This window comes from Micromonospora sp. NPDC047134 (assembly GCF_040643455.1).
Taxonomy (GTDB): Bacteria; Actinomycetota; Actinomycetes; order Mycobacteriales; family Micromonosporaceae; genus Micromonospora.
In genome coordinates this window covers 199,089-216,743 of record NZ_JBEYUI010000005.1, presented here as the reverse complement: position 1 = coordinate 216,743, position 17,655 = coordinate 199,089, and the positions used below count along the sequence as shown (strand labels likewise).

Here is a 17,655-nt window from a genome sequence, read left to right as displayed (position 1 = left end):
TGCTCTACCCGAGCCGTTCGGCCGATCGGCGCGGGCCCATTCGACCGGGCCGATTTCGCTAAGGTTCCGGCATGGCTGAGAACTACACCGACCCCAGCGGCAACACCCAGGCCTTCCGGGCCTTCGCCGCCAACACCGCCGAGACACCGGCCGAGTCGCCCTCCCGCACCGGACTGTTCGTCGGGGGTGCCCTGCTCGCGGTGCTGCTGATCGCCGTGGCCGGCTGGATCGCCCTCGGCTGACCGGCGGTCACGATCCCCTGACCCCGGCGGTCACGACCCCCGAATCAGGCGGTCACGACCTGTCAGGCGGCGCCGATCACCTCTCTGGCCTCGCGGGCGATCTCCAGTTCCTCGTCGGTGCCGATCACACAGACCGCCACCTCCGCGCCCTCCGGTGAGATCAGCCGGTCGCCGCTGCCGGCGTTACGTTCGGGGTCGACCGTGATGCCGAGCCGGGTCAGCCCGGCCAGAGCGGCGGCCCGTACCGGTGCGGCGTGCTCACCTACCCCGGCGGTGAAGGTGATCGCGTCCACCCGGCCCAGCAGGGCGTAGTAGGCCCCGACGTATTCGGTGATCCGGCGGCAGTAGACGTCGAAGGCCAGGGCTGCCGCCGGGTCTCCGGCCGAGCGCCGGGCCAGCACCTCGCGCATGTCGTTGACCCCGGCCAGGCCCAGCAGGCCGCTGCGGTAGTTGAGCAGGTCGTCGATCTCGTCGACCCCCAGCCCACCCTCCCGGCGCAGGTGGAACACGATGGTCGGGTCCAGGTCGCCGCTGCGGGTACCCATCACCAGGCCCTCCAGCGGGGACATGCCCATCGAGGTGGCGATGCTGCGTCCACCGGCGACCGCGCACGCGCTGGCCCCGTTGCCCAGGTGCAGGCTGATGGTGTTGATCTCGGAGTACGGGCGGTCCAGCAGTTCGGCGGTGCGCCGGGAGACGTACGCGTGCGAGGTGCCGTGGAAGCCGTACCGGCGTACGCCGTACCGCTCGGCGGTGTCCAGGTCGATCGCGTACGTGGCGGCGGAGTCGGGCAGGGTGTGGTGGAAGGCCGTGTCGAAGACGGCCACCTGCGGCACCTGGGGCAGGGCCTCGCGCGCCATCTCGATGCCGGCCAGGTTCGCCGGGTTGTGCAGGGGGGCCAGCGGCACCAGATCGGCGATGGCGGCCAGCACCGCGTCGTCCACCAGCGCCGGGGCGCTGAACCGTCGACCGCCGTGCACCACCCGGTGCCCGATGACGGTGAGCCCGCTCAGGTCCAGCTCGGCCAGGATCTGCCGGACCGCCGCGGCATGGTCGGGTGGGCCACCGTCCGGTTCACCGACCCGTTCGACCGTGCCCTTGGTGAGGACCCGTTCCCCCTTGTACAGCCGGTATTTGACCGACGACGACCCGCAGTTGAGCACCAGGACCTTGCTCACGACGCCGCCCCGTCGCCGGCCAACGCGGCGGCCTGGATGGCGGTGATCGCCACGGTGTTGACGATGTCCGGCACGGTAGCCCCTCGGGAGAGATCGTTGACCGGGCGGCGGAGACCCTGCATGACCGGCCCGACGGCGACCGCCCCGGCCGAGCGCTGCACCGCCTTGTAGGTGTTGTTGCCGGTGTTCAGGTCGGGAAAGATGAACACGGTGGCCCGACCGGCGACCGTGCTGTCCGGCAGCTTCGTCGCCGCCACGGCCGGGTCGATCGCGGCGTCGTACTGGATCGGCCCCTCCACGGCCAGGTCGGGTCGGCGCTCGCGGACCAGCGCGGTGGCTGCCGCCACCTTCTCCACGTCCGCTCCCGCCCCGGAACTGCCGGTCGAGTACGACAGCATGGCCACCCGGGGTTCGATGCCGAACCGGGCCGCCGTGTCGGCCGAGGAGATCGCGATGTCGGCGAGCTGGGTGGCGTCCGGATCGGGGTTGACCGCGCAGTCGCCGTAGACCAGCACCCGGTCGGCCAGCAGCATGAAGAAGACACTGGAGGCGACGGAGACCTCCGGCATGGTCTTCACGATCTCGAACGCCGGGCGGATGGTCGCCGCCGTGGTGTGGGTGGCCCCGGAGACCATGCCGTCGGCGTACCCGGCCCACACCATCATGGTGCCGAAGTAGTTCGGCTGGGCCACGATGTCGTACGCCAGCTCGGTGGTCATTCCCCGATGGGCCCGCAGCTTCGCGTACGCCTCGGCGAACTCGTCCCGCCAATGGCTGGTGGTCGGATCCACCACCCGGGCCGCGCCGATGTCCACGCCCAGCTCGCGGGCCCGGCGGGCGACCTCCTCGGGTCGGCCCAGCAGGGTCAGGTCGGCCACCCCCCGGCGCAGCAGGATCTCCGTGGCGCGCAGGATGCGTTCCTCGGTCCCCTCCGGCAGGACCACCTGCCGGCGGCGACTGCGAGCCCGGTCGATCAGGTCGTACTCGAACATCAACGGGGTGACCCGGGTGGAACGGCTGACCCGCAGCCGCCCGGCCAACTCGGTCGTGTCCACGTACGCCTCGAAGGCGCCCAGGGCGGCCTCGACCTTGCGCGGGTTGGCGGCGCTCGGTCGACCCTCGATGCGGCTGGAGGCGGCCACGGTGTGGAAGCTGTCGGTGGGCACGGAGAGCACCGCCAGGCGGGCGTTGAGCGCCTCGACCAGCTGCATCGCCCGGGGGTCGGGCGCCACCCCTAGGGTGAGCACCAGCCCGGCCAGGGACACCTGACCGGCCACGTGCGCCGCGCTCGCGGCCACCAGCAGGTCGTCCCGGTCCCCCGGCATGATCAGCAGGGCGCCCTCGGTCAGGTGTTCCAGCACAGTCGGCACATGTGCCGCTCCGACCACGTAGTCGAGCACGTCGCGGGCGAGGGCGGTGTCGTCGCCGGCCAGCCGGGTGGCGCCGAGCGCCGCGGCCACCTCGGCCACCGTCGGCGCGGAGACGCTGGGCACCTCGGGAATCGCGTACGCGGGCACCGGCAGGCGGGGCAGCTGCATGTCCCCCGGAACCCGGTTGGCGAGTACGGCCAGCACCGTCCCGCCGAGGTCGACCACGTCGTGGTACGCCCCCCGGCTGGCCGCGGTGATCGCCGCCGGTTGCTGCCCCAGCCCGTCGACCACCGGCACCACGACACTGCCGAACTCCGTGGCCAGCCGGGTGTTGAAGGCCAGTTCGCGGGGTCCGGCACCGTCACCGGCGTCGGCGAAGTCGCTACCCACCACGACCATGGCGGGGAACCGTCGCTCCACCTCCCGGTAGCGTTCGACGATCCGGGTGATCAGCTCTTCCCGCCGACCGTCCGCGACCAGGGCGGTCGCCTCGGCGTAGCTGGTGCCGTAGAGGTCGGCCACCGGCAGTCCCACCCGGTACCGCTCGCTGAGCAGGGCGAGGATCGGATCAGGTCGGTCCGGTCTGACCAGCGGGCGGAACACGCCGATCTGACCGACCTGTCGGGACAGCAACTCGGCCAGGCCGAGGGCGATGGTCGACTTTCCCCCGCCCGAGCCGACACTTGTCAGGTAAACGCTCCGGGCCACGGAACTCACGCTACAAGATCGAGGTGCCTGGCGCCGGGGTCCTGCTACCCGAGTACCCGGGCACTACGCCGCTGCCGCATCCTCGGCCAATCTGCCCGCCGGCCAGGCCAGCGGGGAGGTACGCACCGTGATCAGTCGTCGTCTTCGTCGTCGAGGCGGGCCAGCCAGGTGGCGAAACGTTCGATCGGCGTCTCGAACTCCGGGTTCAGGTCGACGAAGTCCCGCAGCCGCTCACCCAGCCACTCCAGGCTCACCTGCTCGTCGCCCCGTCGTTCGACCAGTTCCTCGATGCCCCGGTCGGTGAAGTACATCCGCCTACTCGCTTCCTCACCGGTGTCGTACCGGCGAAAACCGGCCGGTCCCGTCCCACCCGAGGGTGGGACGGGACCGGGATGGGTCTGTCGTCAGGGTCGGGGCAGTGCCGCCTCGATGAGGGCGACCTGCTCGACCTCGTGCATCTTCGCCGAACCGACGGCCGGGGCGGCCGCGGCCGGACGGGAGATGCGGCGCAGTCGCACCCCGTCGAGGTGCTCCAGCAGGTTGAGCGCCACGAACGACCAGGCGCCCTGGTTGGCCGGCTCCTCCTGCACCCAGGCGAAGTCCTCGGCGTTGGGGTACTTGGCCAGGGCGGCCCGGATCTCCTCCACCGGCATGGGGTAGAGCTGCTCCAGGCGGATGATCGCGGTGTCGGTGACCTCGCGCTCCTGCCGGGCCTGGAACAGGTCGTAGTAGACCTTGCCCGAGCAGAGCAGCACCCGCTTGACCTGCTCCGGTGCCGGAGCCGCCTGGTCGGCGAGCACCGGGGCGAAGGTGCCGGTGGTGAAGTCCGCCACCGAGGAGACACAGAGCTTGTGCCGCAGCAGCGACTTCGGGGTGAACACCACCAGCGGCTTGCGCTTGGGCGACAAGGCCTGACGCCGCAGCAGGTGGAAGTAGTTCGCCGGGGTGGTCGGGATGGCCACCCTCATGTTGTCCTCCGCGCAGAGCTGGAGGAACCGCTCCGGGCGACCGGAGGTGTGGTCCGGGCCCTGTCCCTCGTGGCCGTGCGGCAGCAGCAGGGTCACCGCGGAGCGCTGACCCCACTTCACCTCACCGGAGGAGATGAACTCGTCGATCACCGACTGGGCGCCGTTGACGAAGTCGCCGAACTGCGCCTCCCAGCAGACCAGGGCGTTGAGGTTCTCCACCGAGTAGCCGTACTCGAAGCCCATCGCGGCGTACTCGGACAGCAGCGAGTCGTGCACGAAGAACCGGGACCGCTCCCCGTCGCCGGTGAGCGACTGCAACGGCAGGTAGTCGTCGCCGGTCTGGGCGTCGACGACCGCCGCGTGCCGCTGCACGAAGGTGCCGCGACGCGAGTCCTGCCCGGCCAGCCGGACGGTGACCCCGTCGTGCAGCAGCGAACCGAAGGCGATGATCTCGCCGAAGCCCCAGTCGATGCCGCCCTCGACGGCCATCTTGGCCCGCCGGTCGAGCAGCTGCTGGATCCGCTTGTGCGGGGTGAAGCCCTCCGGCAGGTTGACGTGCGCCTCGCCGACGGCCTTGACGACCGAGGCCTCCGTGGCCGTGTCCACCTGCGGCTCCGGCTCGTCCTGGCGGGGCGGCCGGCTGAGCTGGCGGGGGGTGGTGGCCGCGTCACGGGTGGCCTTGAAGACCCGCTCCAGCTGGGACTGGTAGTCGCGCAGCAGTTCCTCCGCGTCCTCCACGGTGATGTCACCGCGGCCGATCAGCTCCTCGGTGTAGAGCTTGCGGACGGAACGCTTCGAGTCGATGATCTTGTACATCTGGGGGTTGGACATCGAGGGGTCGTCGCCCTCGTTGTGCCCGCGCCGCCGATAGCAGACCATGTCGATCACGACATCTTTGTTGAAGGTCTGCCGGTACTCGAAGGCCAGCCGGGCCACCCGGACCACGGCCTCGGGGTCGTCGCCGTTGACGTGGAAGATCGGCGCCTGGATCATCCGGGCCACGTCGGTGCTGTAGAGGCTGGAGCGGCTGTACTCCGGGGCGGTGGTGAAGCCGACCTGGTTGTTGACCACCACGTGCACCGTGCCACCGGTGCGGTAGCCGCGCAGCTGGGAGAGGTTGAGGGTCTCGGCCACCACGCCCTGACCGGCGAAGGCGGCGTCGCCGTGCACCGCCAGCGGCAGCACGGTGTAGCCCTCCAGCTTGAGGTCTATCCGGTCCTGCTTGGCCCGGACGATGCCCTCCAGCACCGGGTCCACCGCCTCCAGGTGCGACGGGTTCGCCACCACGGAGACCTTGACCGAGTGGTCGCCGTCCGGGGTGGTGAACTTGCCGTTCTGGCCGAGGTGGTACTTCACGTCGCCGGAGCCCTGGGTGGAACGCGGGTCCAGGTGCCCCTCGAACTCCGAGAAGATCTTCTCGTACGGCTTGCCGACGATGTTGGCCAGCACGTTGAGTCGACCCCGGTGGGCCATGCCGATGACGACCTCGTCCAGGTCGTTCTCGGCGGCGGACTCCAGGATCTCGCCGAGCAGCGGGATCAGGGACTCGCCGCCCTCCAGCGAGAAGCGCTTCTGACCGACGTACTTGGTCTGCAGGAAGGTCTCGAAGGCCTCGGCCGCGTTGAGCCGGTTGAGCACGTGCTTCTGCTCGTCGGCCGACGGCTTCTCGTACTTGCGCTCGACCCGCTCCTGGATCCAGCGGCGCTCGGCCGGGTCCTGGATGTGCATGTACTCGATGCCGACCCGTCGGCAGTACGAGTCGCGCAGCACGCCCAGGATCTCCCGCAGCTTCATCCGCTGCTTGCCGGCGAAGCCGTTGACCGGGAAGGTGCGGTCCAGGTCCCACAGGGTCAGCCCGTGCTGGAGCACGTCCAGATCCGGGTGCTTGCGGATCTTGAACTCCAGCGGGTCGGTGTCGGCCATCAGGTGGCCGCGGACCCGGTAGGAGTGGATCAGCTCGTGCACCCGGGCGGTCTTGTTGATCTGGCCTTCGCTGTCGACCGCGACGTCGCGCACCCAGCGCACCGGCTCGTACGGGATGCGTAGCGAGGTGAAGATCTGGTCGTAGAAGCCGTGCTCGCCGAGCAGCAGCTCGTGCATGACCTTGAGGAACTCGCCGGACTGGGCGCCCTGGATGATCCGGTGGTCGTAGGTGCTGGTCAGGGTGATGACCTTGCTGACCGCCAGCTCGGCCAGGGTGGCCTCGCTCATGCCCTGGTACGGCGCCGGGTACTCCATCGCGCCGACCCCGATGATCGCGCTCTGCCCCTGCATCAGGCGGGGCATCGAGTGCACCGTGCCGATGCCGCCCGGGTTGGTCAGCGAGATGGTGGTGCCGGAGTAGTCGTCCATGGTCAGCTCGTTGCGGCGGGCGCGCCGGACGACGTCCTCGTACGCCTGCCAGAACTGCCGGAAGTCCATCTGCTCGCAGCCCTTGATGGAGGGGACCACCAGGTTGCGGCTGCCGTCCGGCTTGGCCAGGTCGATCGCGATGCCCAGGTTGACGTGCTCCGGGCGGACCATGGTCGGCTTACCGTCGACCTGGGCGTACGAGTTGTTCATCTCCGGGTGCGCCACCAGCGCCCGGACCAGGGCGTACCCGACCAGGTGGGTGAAGCTGACCTTGCCACCCCGGCCGCGGGCCAGGTGGTTGTTGATCACGATCCGGTTGTCCACCAGCAGCTTCGCCGGGACGGCGCGCACGCTGGTCGCGGTGGGTACGGCCAGCGAGGCGTCCATGTTCTGGACGATCTTGGCGGCGACACCGCGCAACGGGGTGTTCTGCGGGCCGGAGGCGGTCGGGGCGGTCTTCGCCGACGCGGCCCTGGCCGGGGCCTTCGCGGCCTCGGTCTTGGCGGGCTGGGCCTTCGCGGCCGGCGCCTTGGCCGGCTCGGTCCTGGCCTTCGCCGGAGCCGCTGCGGCGGGCGGTGCCGACTTGTCAGCGGCCTCGGTCTTGGCCGGGGTGGATGCCTTGCTGGCCGGCTCGGGGGTGCTGGCCTTCGACCGGTCGGCGCCCTCGCCGCCGGTCGCGCCCGGCCCGGGGCGGTAGTCGGCGAAGAAGTCGTGCCAGGCCGGATCGACGCTGCCGGGGTCGGCGAGGTAGCGCTGATACATCTCCTCGACGACCCACTCGTTCGGGCCGAAACCCGCCAGTGGGTTCTCCTGCGAAGTCTGCTGGGTCGACACGGCCGGTAATCGCCTCTTTCACGCGGGTTTGTGTGTCACGCGGGGTCCATCTGCGCCGTGACCGGCGCAGAGAACGGATCCCAGGCTACGCCGTGCCGATCGCCAAGGCATTTCCGCCTCCGCAGCGTGGTCCGATTCACAGATGATGTTAGAAGTTCAGTACCGTCCGCGTGTCCAGTTGCTACTGGTAGCAACTCGATGGGCCCGGTTGTCCGGCCGTCAGCCGGGCACCGGGCCCATCGTGCAGCGGATGACCTACGCCACCGGCGCGATTCAGGAGATGTCGCGCCGACGGGTGAGCAGCAGCCCGACGATGCCGCTGGCCAGCGCGTACCCGACCAGCACGAGCGCGCCCACCCACCAGGGCGGGTACATCTCGCTCTCACCCGGCGCGATCATGATCTGGGAGGCGGCCGCCGGCCAGATCACCTGCCACTTGAGCACGGCCATGCTGTCCAGCCAGCTCGACAGCAGCAGGAAGAGCACCCCGACGACCTGCGTACCGATCAGGTAGAGCACCGAGGCTGTGATCACCGCACCCAGCTGGTTGGTGATCAGGGTGCCGATGCCGACGCCGAGCACGGTCCAGATGGCGTACGCCATCAGGTTGAGCAGCAGGGCCCGCTGGACCTCCCACTCGCCGAGCAGGGTGCCGTGGTCGTTCAGGGTCAGGAAGGCTGCTCCCGCACCCAGGTCGATCACCGTGGTGACCAGCCAGAAGGCGAACCCGAGCAGGCTCGCCGCGATCAGCTTGCTGACGATCACCGCGCTGCGCCGCGGGGTGGCCAGGAAGGTCGTGGTCGCGGTCTGGTGGAAGAACTCGTTGGTGACCATCAGGATGCCGATCAGCATCACGAACATCAGGCCCAGGTACTGCCCGGAGGTGTAGAGGTTGGCCGCCTGGGCCGGGGCGGACGCGGCGTCACCGACGACTCCGATTTCCTCGCCGCCGCCGTCGATCGTCGTGTTGAACAGCCAGGCGTTGAGCGGGAAGGCCATCGCGATCGACAGGAACGCCCCGATGGCCAGCCACCACCAGGTGCTGGTCGTACGGATCTTCAACAGTTCGGAGCGGACCAGGTTGCTCATCGAATGCCCGCCTTTCCAGCCGTCAGCTCCAGGAACACGCGTTCCAGGTCGGGTCGTTCGGTGGTCAGCTCGTGCAGTTCGACACCGGCGGTCAGCGCCGCCCGGCCCACCGTCGGGGCGTCCACCCCGCCGATCAGCAGCGCGCCGTGCTCGTCGGTCTGCACCGTGGCCGGCCCCTCGGCCAGGGCGCTGGTCAGCGCCTCCGCCTGCGGGGTGCGGACCCGGACCCGGACGCCCTGCGCCATCGAACCGATCACCTGCTCGACCGGACCCTGCCGGACCAGCTGCCCCGCTGCGATGATCACCACATCGTCGGCCAGCAACTGCATCTCCGACAGCAGGTGGCTGGAGACCAGCACGGTACGGCCCTCGGCGGCCAGCCCTTTGAGGAACCCGCGCATCCACCGGATGCCCTCCGGGTCCAGCCCGTTGGCCGGCTCGTCGAGGATCAGCACCCGCGGGTCGCCGAGCATCGCGGCGGCGATGCCGAGGCGCTGCTTCATGCCGAGTGAGTAGCCCTTGAACTTGCGCTTCGCCGCCGGAGTCAGGCCGACCAGGGCCAGGGCCTCGTCGGCCCGCTGCGGCGGCAGCCCGGCCGCCGCGCAGATCACCCGCAGGTGGTTGATCCCGGTGCGGCCCTTGTGTGCGCTGGACGCCTCCAGCACCGCGCCGACGTGCCGCAGCGGCTCGGTCAACTCAGGGTACCGGCGTCCGCCGATGGTCGCCGTGCCGGCGGTCGGGGTCACCAGGTTCAGCAGCATGCGCAGCGTAGTGGTCTTGCCCGCGCCGTTGGGGCCGAGGAAGCCGGTGACCCGGCCGGGCTGGACCGTGAACGACAGATTGTTCACCGCGAGTACGTTGCGGTACTGCTTGGTCAGGCCGGAAACCACGATCTGCGCGTCATTGGGGCGTGACTGCCCGTCGGACATCATTCTCCTCCCGTGGCGCCGGGAAGCGCCGTTGCACAGCGTGGCGGTAACTGTCAACCAAATCAATCAGGCGCGCTCCGGAGATCGTTGTCCGCCCCAGGCAGGAGCCGTCTCCTCCCCAGGTAGGATACGATCGACGGTCGTGACTACCGGGCGATCCAGGTGGCCCGGGCCCGGCCCAGCAGTTCACCCTCCGGTCCGTACAGGCTGGTCCGCACGATCGCCTTACGCCCCACGGTTTCCACCACCGCCCCGGTGATCACGCACTCGTCCCCGGGCCGGGGCAGGGCCGCGATCTGGGCCGCGATCCGACCCAGCAGGTACGGTCGACCGGCCTCGATCACCGCCCAGCCGCCCGGGCAGTCCAGCGCGGCCCAGGCAGTGGCGACACTCACCTGCGCGGGCACCTGGAAGGGGGCGGCCGTGCGTCCGTCCGGCAACCGTCCGGGGAAGATCCGGAGCCCGTCCGGCCGCTGCGGCCCGCAGACGTAGCAGCCGGGAAAGGGGTGGTCGGTCAGGCCGGGGTACGCCGCCGCGGCGGCCCGGGCGGTCGCCGGGTCGACCGGTGGCACCGGATCCTCCAGATCCTCTGCGGTACGGAGTTCGGCGATCACCTCGCCGTCCGGATCGCGCACCTGGTCCCCGGTCAGGGTCAGCGGGGTGTCCAGGGGTGGTGGCCTACGCAGGGTCACCTCGGTCGGCCCTCCGCCGCCGTACGCCGAGGCGAAGACCCCCGCACTCCAACCGCCGTTGCCCGAGCCGGGCGGTCCGTTGAACCGGGACTCGATGATCATGAGTTTTTCCTCCCGCCGTACCGGCCGTTCGCCAGCCGTCCCGGCAGCCTCGCACGGCCCCCTCCCGGGGGGTGACCGCCGGTCGACCGAGGTGCCCGTACGGTCCACAGGATTTTTTCAGGTACCGCCCAGCGCAGGCGCAGCGATGGCGCGGATGATGGCGACATGGCGGCTACCCAGACCGAGGCCCGACTGCTCGTCGTCGAGGACGACCCCAACATCCTCGAACTGCTCTCCGCGAGCCTGCGCTTCGCGGGTTTCGACGTGGCCACCGCCACCACCGGCAGTGCTGCCCTCAACGCGGCCCGCGAACACCGGCCCGACCTGGTGGTGCTGGACGTGATGTTGCCGGATCTGGACGGCTTCGAGGTGATCCGGATGATGCGCGAGGGCGGCACCCGTACGCCGGTGGTCTTCCTCACCGCCCGGGACGCCACCGACGACAAGATCCGTGGCCTGACCCTGGGCGGGGACGACTACGTCACCAAGCCGTTCAGCCTGGAGGAGTTGACCGCCCGGATCCGCGCGGTGCTGCGCCGCACCAGCACCGGTGAGCAGGCCCCGGCCCGGCTCACCTTCGCCGATCTGGAGCTGGACGAGGAGACCCACGAGGTCTACCGGGCCGGTCAGCGGGTCCAGCTCTCGCCGACCGAGTTCAAGCTGCTGCGTTACCTGATGCTCAACGCCAACCGGGTGCTGTCCAAGGCCCAGATTCTCGACCACGTGTGGAACTACGACTTCCGTGGTGACGACAACATCGTCGAGTCGTACATCTCGTACCTGCGGCGCAAGGTCGACAACGTCGAGCCTCGCCTGATCCACACCCTGCGGGGGGTCGGCTACGTGCTCCGCAAGCCGGCGGCGTGAACGCGCTCCAGCAGGGCAAGAGCCGACTGCGTGCGGTACCGCTGCGGGTCAAGCTGGTCGCGGCCGTCCTCGCCCTGGTCGCCGCCGCGCTACTGGTGATCAGCTCGCTGACCACCTTCTTCCTGCGTAGCTACCTGGTCGGCGAGGTGGACGCTGAGCTGACGACCCAGGCGCGCACCATCGCGCAGGTGGCGGCCCTGGAACGGCCGAGCGCACCATTTCCCACCGACTACCTGCTGGCTGTGACCGACATCAGGACCGGTCAGATCGAGTGGATCCACTTCGACGACCGGCGCTTCAGCAGCGCTGACCTGCCCCGCTTCCCGGACGACGCGGCCGGATTCGACCGCCTGGCCGGCGAGCCGCGTAACGCCCGGGCCCAGGGCAGCGAGGTGCGTTGGCGGGTCCTCTACACCCAGCTTCCCAACGGGCAACGGATCGCCATCGCCCAGCACCTCATCGACGTCGACCGGGCAGTTACCCGGCTGGTCTGGACAGACGTCCTGGTCGGTGGCGCGGTGCTCATCCTGCTCGCCTCGATCGGCGCGGCGATCGTCCGGACCAGCCTCAAACCGCTGGTGGAGATCGAGCGCACCGCCGCCGCCATCGCCGGTGGTGACCTCAGCCGCCGGGTGCCCGACCCGGAGCACGGGCAACCCTGCCCCACCTCCGAGCTGGGTCGGCTCTCCCGGGCACTGAACGCGATGCTCAGTCAGATCGAGATGGCCTTCACCGCCCGTGCCGCCTCGGAGAGGGCCGCCCGCTCGGCCGAGGCCGCGGCCCGGGACGCCGCCGAGGCGGCCCGTGCTTCCGAGGCCCGGGCCCGCCGCTCGGAGGAACGGATGCGGCAGTTCGTCGCGGACGCCTCCCACGAGCTGCGTACCCCGTTGACCACCATCCGGGGGTTCGCCGAGTTGTACCGGCAGGGCGCCGCCCGGGCCCCCGAGCAGACCGCTGACCTGCTGCGCCGCATCGAGGACGAGGCCGCCCGGATGGGCCTGCTGGTGGAGGATCTGCTGCTGCTGGCCCGACTGGACCGGGAGCGTCCGCTCTCCCTCGCCCCGGTGGAGCTGCCCGTGCTTGCCGCCGACTCGGTGGCCGCCGCCCGGGCGATGGCCCCGGACCGGCGGATCGAGCTGGAGATCGCCCCCGGCTCAGGGCCACTGGTGGTACGCGGCGACGACGCGCGGCTGCGGCAGGTGATCGGCAACCTGATGACCAACGCGCTGCGGCACACCCCGCCGGAGGCCGCCGTGACGTTGCGACTACGGGCCGAACCGGGCAATCTTGCGGTGATCGAGGTGGCCGACACCGGCCCGGGACTCACCCCCGATCAGGCGGAGCGGGTCTTCGAACGCTTCTACCGGGCGGACGCCTCGCGGACCCGCCGGGTGGGCGGGCAGACCGGCACCGGCCTGGGCCTGGCCATCGTCGCCGCGCTGGTGACGGTGCACCAGGGCACCGTGGAGGTGACCGACACCCCCGGCGGGGGTGCTACCTTCCGGGTCCGGCTGCCGCTGGCTCAGGACATCGACGGGGAGTCCGAGTGACTTTCAGCGAACCCTCAGGCCAGCCTAAGGCGGGATGCAGAGCGATGGGAGAAGGTGGGGACATGACCGAGTACGAGTCCGACCCGCGCCGGCCGGCCAACACCGACGCCGAGCCGTCGCACCCCGAGCTGCCCCGCGCCGAATACGCGCGGTCCGACTCCCTATTCGCTGCGCCGGCCGGCACCGGTGCCGACTCCGGCGGCGAGGCACCGACCATCCCGGTCCGGGCCGTCGAAACCTCGGACCCCAATGGCCAGGACGCCGAGCCGACCATGGTGGGCCTGCCGGTCGCCGGCTCGCCCCCGCCTCCGCACTCCGGCCCGCCCGCCTACTCCGGCCCGCCGGCACCGCAGGCCCCCGGCCAGCAGCCGCAGTCTCCGGGCCAGCCCTCGCAGACTCCGGGTCAGCAGCAGGGCCCGGGTCAGCAGCCGCAGGGGCCCGGCCAGCAGCACTGGGGTCCGGCCGCTCCGCAGCAGTACCAGCCCGGGGCGCGTTATCCCGCCGGGCCCTGGTACCCGAGCCAGCCCGGCTGGGCCGCCCAGGCCCAGCAGAGCCCCTCCGGCGGGTACCCCGGATACCAGTCCGGACAGCCGGGCACCCCTGGCTACCAGTCCGGACAGCCGGGTGTCCCCGGCTACCCCGGCCAACAGCCGCCCTGGGCGGCGCCGCAGTCCGGCGGGCCGCGTCCGGGCCGGATCGCCAAGTTCGTCGGTGCCGGGGTCGCGGTGTTCGCCCTGATGCTCGGCAGCGGTGTGGCCGGTGGAACCCTGGCCCTGGCGCTCAGTGACGGCGGTTCGATCACCCGTACCTTCTCCGCCGCCCCGGTTATCGACGGGGCCGACCTGCCGCGCATCGCCGCCTCCGTGCAGGACAGCGTGGTGTCGATCAGCACCGGCAGTGGCGAGGGCTCCGGGGTGGTCCTCACCGCCGACGGCTACGTGCTGACCAACAACCATGTGATCGCCGGGGGCGGTGACACCGTACGGGTGATCTTCGCCAATGGCACCAACGCCCAGGCGCAGATCATCGGCACCGACCCGAGGACCGACCTGGCGGTGGTGAAGGCCAACGGGGTGACCGACCTCAAGGCGGCCACCTTCGGCGACAGTGACGCCATGCAGGTCGGTGACCAGGTGCTGGCCCTGGGTAGTCCGCTGGGTCTGCAGGGCTCGGTGACCGCCGGCATCCTCAGCGCCCGGGACCGCACCATCCAGGCCGGCAGCGGTGAGCGGCTGCCCGGTCAGGCGGTCAGCTCGATCTCCGGGCTGCTCCAGACCGATGCCCCGATCAACCCCGGTAACTCCGGTGGGGCCCTGGTCAACACCCGGGGTGAGGTGATCGGCATCAACACCGCGATCGCCACCGCCGGGCAGGGCAACACCGGCAACATCGGTGTCGGTTTCGCCATCCCGAGCAACAAGGCCAAGGACATCGCGGACAAACTTCAGCGACGTGAGAAGATCAGTCATCCGTCGCTCGGAGTGAGCGTGACCGGCACCACCGAAGGCGGAGCGCTCATCAACGCTGTCGCGCCCGGCAGCGCGGCCGAGCGGGCCGGGCTGGAACGCGGCGACGTGATCATCCGGTTCGGTGACAAGGTGATCAATGACTCGAACGATCTGGTCGGTGCGGTACAGGCCGGCAAGGTCGGTGATCAGGTCGAGGTGACCTTCCAGCGAAATGGTGCCGAGTCGACGGCAACCGTGACGCTCGCTGAAGCGTCATAGTTCAAAGACCTGCCTCCCTACCGGGCGGCGGGTGGCGTGGCCAAGGGGGTTGGTCGCGGCACCCGCCGCCCATTTTCCTCTCTTCACCCGAACCGGATGAGCCCGGCTCACCCCGGCCCCGGGCAGCCTCGGCGGAGCGGACCGCGAGACCTGGGGGTGCCATGACCCCACACCGTCACCTGCCGGTGGGCAGCGGTCCGGGGCGTACCAGCGGTGTCCGGTTTGCCGGTGCCCCGATGCGGGAAACCGCCGCGACCCGGCCTCGCGGAAGCAGGGCGGACCGGGCCGACCCACAGACCGACGGGGAGGACTCGTGGCCCACAATCACGCTGCGGGCGTACGCCAGCTGCGGATCGCGATGGTGGTGCCGCCCTGGCTGTCGGTGCCCCCGCCCGGCTACGGCGGGTTGGAGCAGGTGGTGGCCGGCCTGGTGGACGCCCTGGTCGATCGGGGCCACGCGGTGACGTTGATGGGCGCCGGTGACGAACACGGCACCAGCGGCGATTTCCTGGCCACCCTGGACGAGTTGCAGTACGACCGGTTGGGCGAGTCCCTGCCCGAGTTGGCCCACCTGGCCCGGGTAAACCACCTGATCAGCCCGGCCGACTTCGACCTGGTCCACGACCACAGCACCATCGGCCCCCTGGTCGCCGGTCGGCGCGAGGTACCCACCCTGGCCACCGTGCACGGCAACCCGGTGGGGGAGTACGGCACCGTGCTCAGCGACACCGACCGGGGGGTGGGTCTGGTGGCCATCTCGCACGCCCAACGTCGGCTGAACCCCCGCCTGCCCTGGGTCGGCACGGTGCACAACGCGATGGAGGTCGGCAACTTCCCGCGCAAGCGGGAACCCGGTCAGGGGCCGGTGCTGTGGCTGGCCCGGTTCAGCCCGGACAAGGGACCGGAGTTGGCCATCGAGGCGTGCCGGGCGGCGGGCCTGCCGCTGGTGCTGGCCGGCAAGTGCAGCGAACCCGTCGAGCAGCGTTACTACCGTGAGGTCATCACTCCGCTGCTGGGCCCGGATGTCACAGTCGTTCTCGGTGCCGACCGGGAGGCCGTGCTGAACCTGCTGGTGCAGGCTCGGTGCCTGATCATGCCGATCCAGTGGGAGGAGCCGTTCGGCATCGTGATGCTGGAGGCGATGGCCACCGGCACCCCGGTGGTTGCCCTGCACCGGGGGGCGGTGCCGGAACTGGTCCGGCCCGGTGTGACCGGGCTGATCTGCCGGCGTCCCGAGGAGTTGCCGGCGGCCCTTCGTGAAGCCCCACACCTGGATCCGGCCGAGTGTGTGGCCCATGTCGCGCGGACCTTCTCCGTCGAGCGGATGGCCGCCGGGTACGAGGAGGTGTACCAGCGCTTCCTGGTGGCGGCCCCGCCTAGGTCGGCGATACCGGAGCCGGCCCGAATCACCCCGGGCTGACCGGCGACGTCCCGGGTCAGACCTGGGCGGCGCTCAGCGCCGTGATCGCCTCCTCCAGTTGCCGCGCGTACGCCGGGCTGAGCCCTTCCTCCCGCAGCCGGGTGGACACTTTCTCGCGTAGCCGCGCGACGCCGGGGCCGAGTTCTCCCTCGCCCAGGCTGACCGCCCGGGTGAGGTTGCGCAGTTCGTTGCGCAGGTCCAGGCCGACGTCCTCCCGGATGCCACCGTCGGCGAGCCCTGCCCCGATGATGTCCTCCAGCCGGTTCGCCGCCTCCACCAGGGTGTCCCGGGTCGTCGGCGCGGCCGAGGGGGCCACGGTCGGTGTCGGCGCGGGGGTGGGACTTGACGGCGGGACAGCCGACGGCCGCGGGCTGGGAGTCTCCGTGGCCGGTGGGGTCGGTTCGGCCGAGCCGGTCGGCTCGGTGGTCGGCAGGGCGGTGGGGGGATCGGGGTCGTCCGGCCACAGCGCCGGCACCACCAGGGCCGCCCCGACGAGCAGCACCAGCACCGCGAGCACCGGCACCAGCCACGACCGGCGCCGGTAGCCGGCCTCCGTCGGCGGACCGCCGGGCCCGTCCGGGGGCCCGGCCGGTGCGGCCCCGGCAGCGGGCGACTGGGGTACGGCCGCCACCTGAGCGGCGGAGGATCCGGCCCCCGGCGCGCTGGCGGGAGTCCCGGCGTACCCGGCCCCGGCGGTCACCGGCACCGCGACCGCGGGCGGGGCGACCGTGGGGGCACGCATCGTCAGGCTCTGGGGGTCGGCGGGCTGCAACTGTTCCCGCAGCACAGTGGCCACCTGGCGGGCGGTGGGCCGGTCGGTCGGCTCCCGGGACAGGCAGCGCAGGCAGATGTCGGCTACCGCCGGCGGCAACCCGGGCACCTCGGTGAGGGTGGGTGGCGGGCGTTCGGCCAGGGCTACGGTGAGTTCCTCCCAGGTCTCCGCCGGGTACGGCACCCGACCGGTCAACGCCTCGTGCAGCAGTACGCCCAGGGAGTAGACATCGGTGGCCGGCTGGGCCGGGGCCCCGTCCAGTCGCTCCGGGGCGACATAGGCCGGAGTGCCGAAGGTGGCGCCGTCCTCGTCGTCGTCCGGAGCCCCGATTCGGGTGGCGATGCCGAAGTCGAGCACCTTGGCCCCGACCTGGGTCATCATCACGTTGGCCGTGGTGACGTCCCGGTGCACGATGCCCAGTCGGTGCGCGGCGGCCAGGGCGTCGGCTACCTGGGCGGCGATCTCGACCGCCTCCGGCCAGGGCAGCGGACCCTCGGTGAGCCGGAACTCCAGTTCCTCGCCGGAGAGCAGTTCCATCACCACGAAGGAGGTGATGGTGCCGTCCGGTGACACGGTCTCGCCGTAGTCGTGGACCGAGGTCACATGTGGATGGACCAGTTGCGCGGCGGCCCGGGCCTCCTCCCGCACCATGTCCCGGAACCGGGCGTCGGCGGCCAGGGAGGGGGCGAGGACCTTCAGCGCCACCACCCGGTCGAGGACCTCGTCGTGGGCCCGCCAGATGACCGACATGCCGCCGGCACCGATCTGATCGATCAGCCGGTACCGGGTGGCCAGCAACCGGCCGGGCTGCAGTGCCGGCTTCACGTTTTGCACCTGCCTCATAGCGGGGAGCGG

13 protein-coding genes are annotated in these 17,655 nt (G+C 71.0%); 5 read left to right on the top strand and 8 right to left on the bottom strand.

The features are described from left to right. Nucleotides 1-71: 71 nt before the first annotated feature. Nucleotides 72-242 (top strand): hypothetical protein, encoded by a 171-nt coding sequence (locus ABZ795_RS09870; protein ID WP_327024239.1) that lies wholly within the window; start codon nt 72-74, stop codon nt 240-242. A gap of 62 nt (nt 243-304) precedes the next feature. Here ABZ795_RS09870 and ABZ795_RS09865 read toward each other — a convergent pair whose 3' ends face one another. The 7 genes from ABZ795_RS09865 to ABZ795_RS09835 all read right to left on the bottom strand — a co-directional run bounded on the left by ABZ795_RS09865 (nt 305) and on the right by ABZ795_RS09835 (nt 10,464). After that, nucleotides 305-1,420 carry an acetate kinase gene (locus ABZ795_RS09865; protein WP_357529987.1) on the bottom strand — a complete coding sequence of 372 codons (1,116 nt, stop codon included), beginning with the start codon at nt 1,418-1,420 and terminating at the stop codon, nt 305-307. Further along, nucleotides 1,417-3,507 carry a phosphate acetyltransferase gene (gene pta / locus ABZ795_RS09860; RefSeq protein WP_357529986.1) on the bottom strand — a complete coding sequence of 697 codons (2,091 nt, stop codon included), beginning with the start codon at nt 3,505-3,507 and terminating at the stop codon, nt 1,417-1,419. Before pta ends, ABZ795_RS09865 begins: the two co-directional genes overlap by 4 nt. Before the next feature lie 122 nt (nt 3,508-3,629). Further along, complete coding sequence (locus tag ABZ795_RS09855) at nt 3,630-3,809, bottom strand: DUF6104 family protein (protein WP_131303737.1); 180 nt, start codon at nt 3,807-3,809, stop codon at nt 3,630-3,632. A gap of 93 nt (nt 3,810-3,902) precedes the next feature. Next, nucleotides 3,903-7,652 carry a multifunctional oxoglutarate decarboxylase/oxoglutarate dehydrogenase thiamine pyrophosphate-binding subunit/dihydrolipoyllysine-residue succinyltransferase subunit gene (locus tag ABZ795_RS09850; RefSeq protein WP_357529985.1) on the bottom strand — a complete coding sequence of 1,250 codons (3,750 nt, stop codon included), beginning with the start codon at nt 7,650-7,652 and terminating at the stop codon, nt 3,903-3,905. A gap of 273 nt (nt 7,653-7,925) precedes the next feature. Continuing rightward, nucleotides 7,926-8,741, bottom strand: coding sequence for an ABC transporter permease (locus ABZ795_RS09845; protein ID WP_357529984.1), 816 nt, complete (start codon nt 8,739-8,741; stop codon nt 7,926-7,928). Next, the gene (locus tag ABZ795_RS09840) at nt 8,738-9,670 is read right to left on the bottom strand and encodes an ATP-binding cassette domain-containing protein (RefSeq protein WP_357529983.1); all 933 of its coding nucleotides are present in this window, start codon (nt 9,668-9,670) and stop codon (nt 8,738-8,740) included. The genes ABZ795_RS09845 and ABZ795_RS09840 overlap by 4 nt, the downstream gene beginning before the upstream one ends. Nucleotides 9,671-9,816: 146 nt before the next feature. Then, complete coding sequence (locus ABZ795_RS09835) at nt 9,817-10,464, bottom strand: hypothetical protein (RefSeq protein ID WP_327024245.1); 648 nt, start codon at nt 10,462-10,464, stop codon at nt 9,817-9,819. Between the two features lie 165 nt (nt 10,465-10,629). Between ABZ795_RS09835 and ABZ795_RS09830 the strand changes: the two genes are divergently transcribed. The 4 genes from ABZ795_RS09830 (at nt 10,630) to ABZ795_RS09815 (ending at nt 16,028) form a co-directional block, all read left to right on the top strand. Then, nucleotides 10,630-11,331, top strand: a complete 702-nt coding sequence (locus ABZ795_RS09830; protein WP_327024246.1) for a response regulator transcription factor — start codon at nt 10,630-10,632, stop codon at nt 11,329-11,331. Further along, complete coding sequence (locus ABZ795_RS09825) at nt 11,328-12,881, top strand: HAMP domain-containing sensor histidine kinase (protein WP_327024248.1); 1,554 nt, start codon at nt 11,328-11,330, stop codon at nt 12,879-12,881. Before ABZ795_RS09830 ends, ABZ795_RS09825 begins: the two co-directional genes overlap by 4 nt. A 62-nt stretch (nt 12,882-12,943) precedes the next feature. Then, the gene (locus ABZ795_RS09820) at nt 12,944-14,608 is read left to right on the top strand and encodes a trypsin-like peptidase domain-containing protein (protein ID WP_357529982.1); all 1,665 of its coding nucleotides are present in this window, start codon (nt 12,944-12,946) and stop codon (nt 14,606-14,608) included. A 358-nt stretch (nt 14,609-14,966) separates the two neighbouring features. Next, entirely contained in the window at nt 14,967-16,028 is a 1,062-nt protein-coding gene (locus tag ABZ795_RS09815) for a glycosyltransferase family 4 protein (RefSeq protein ID WP_327027443.1), read from the top strand. Nucleotides 16,029-16,044: 16 nt separating this feature from the next. Here the strand turns inward: ABZ795_RS09815 and ABZ795_RS09810 are convergent, their stop codons facing one another. Then, nucleotides 16,045-17,625: a serine/threonine-protein kinase gene (locus tag ABZ795_RS09810; RefSeq protein WP_357529981.1), complete on the bottom strand. Its 1,581-nt coding sequence runs from the start codon at nt 17,623-17,625 to the stop codon at nt 16,045-16,047. Nucleotides 17,626-17,655 lie beyond the last annotated feature (30 nt).

Coding starts and splice junctions, on each gene's coding strand:
- ABZ795_RS09840 (WP_357529983.1), bottom strand. CDS start 9,670: ATGTCCGACGGGCAGTCACGCCCCAATGACGCGCAGATCGTGGTTTCC.
- ABZ795_RS09820 (WP_357529982.1), top strand. CDS start 12,944: ATGACCGAGTACGAGTCCGACCCGCGCCGGCCGGCCAACACCGACGCC.
- ABZ795_RS09855 (WP_131303737.1), bottom strand. CDS start 3,809: ATGTACTTCACCGACCGGGGCATCGAGGAACTGGTCGAACGACGGGGC.
- ABZ795_RS09830 (WP_327024246.1), top strand. CDS start 10,630: ATGGCGGCTACCCAGACCGAGGCCCGACTGCTCGTCGTCGAGGACGAC.
- ABZ795_RS09835 (WP_327024245.1), bottom strand. CDS start 10,464: ATGATCATCGAGTCCCGGTTCAACGGACCGCCCGGCTCGGGCAACGGC.
- ABZ795_RS09870 (WP_327024239.1), top strand. CDS start 72: ATGGCTGAGAACTACACCGACCCCAGCGGCAACACCCAGGCCTTCCGG.
- ABZ795_RS09815 (WP_327027443.1), top strand. CDS start 14,967: ATGGTGGTGCCGCCCTGGCTGTCGGTGCCCCCGCCCGGCTACGGCGGG.
- ABZ795_RS09845 (WP_357529984.1), bottom strand. CDS start 8,741: ATGAGCAACCTGGTCCGCTCCGAACTGTTGAAGATCCGTACGACCAGC.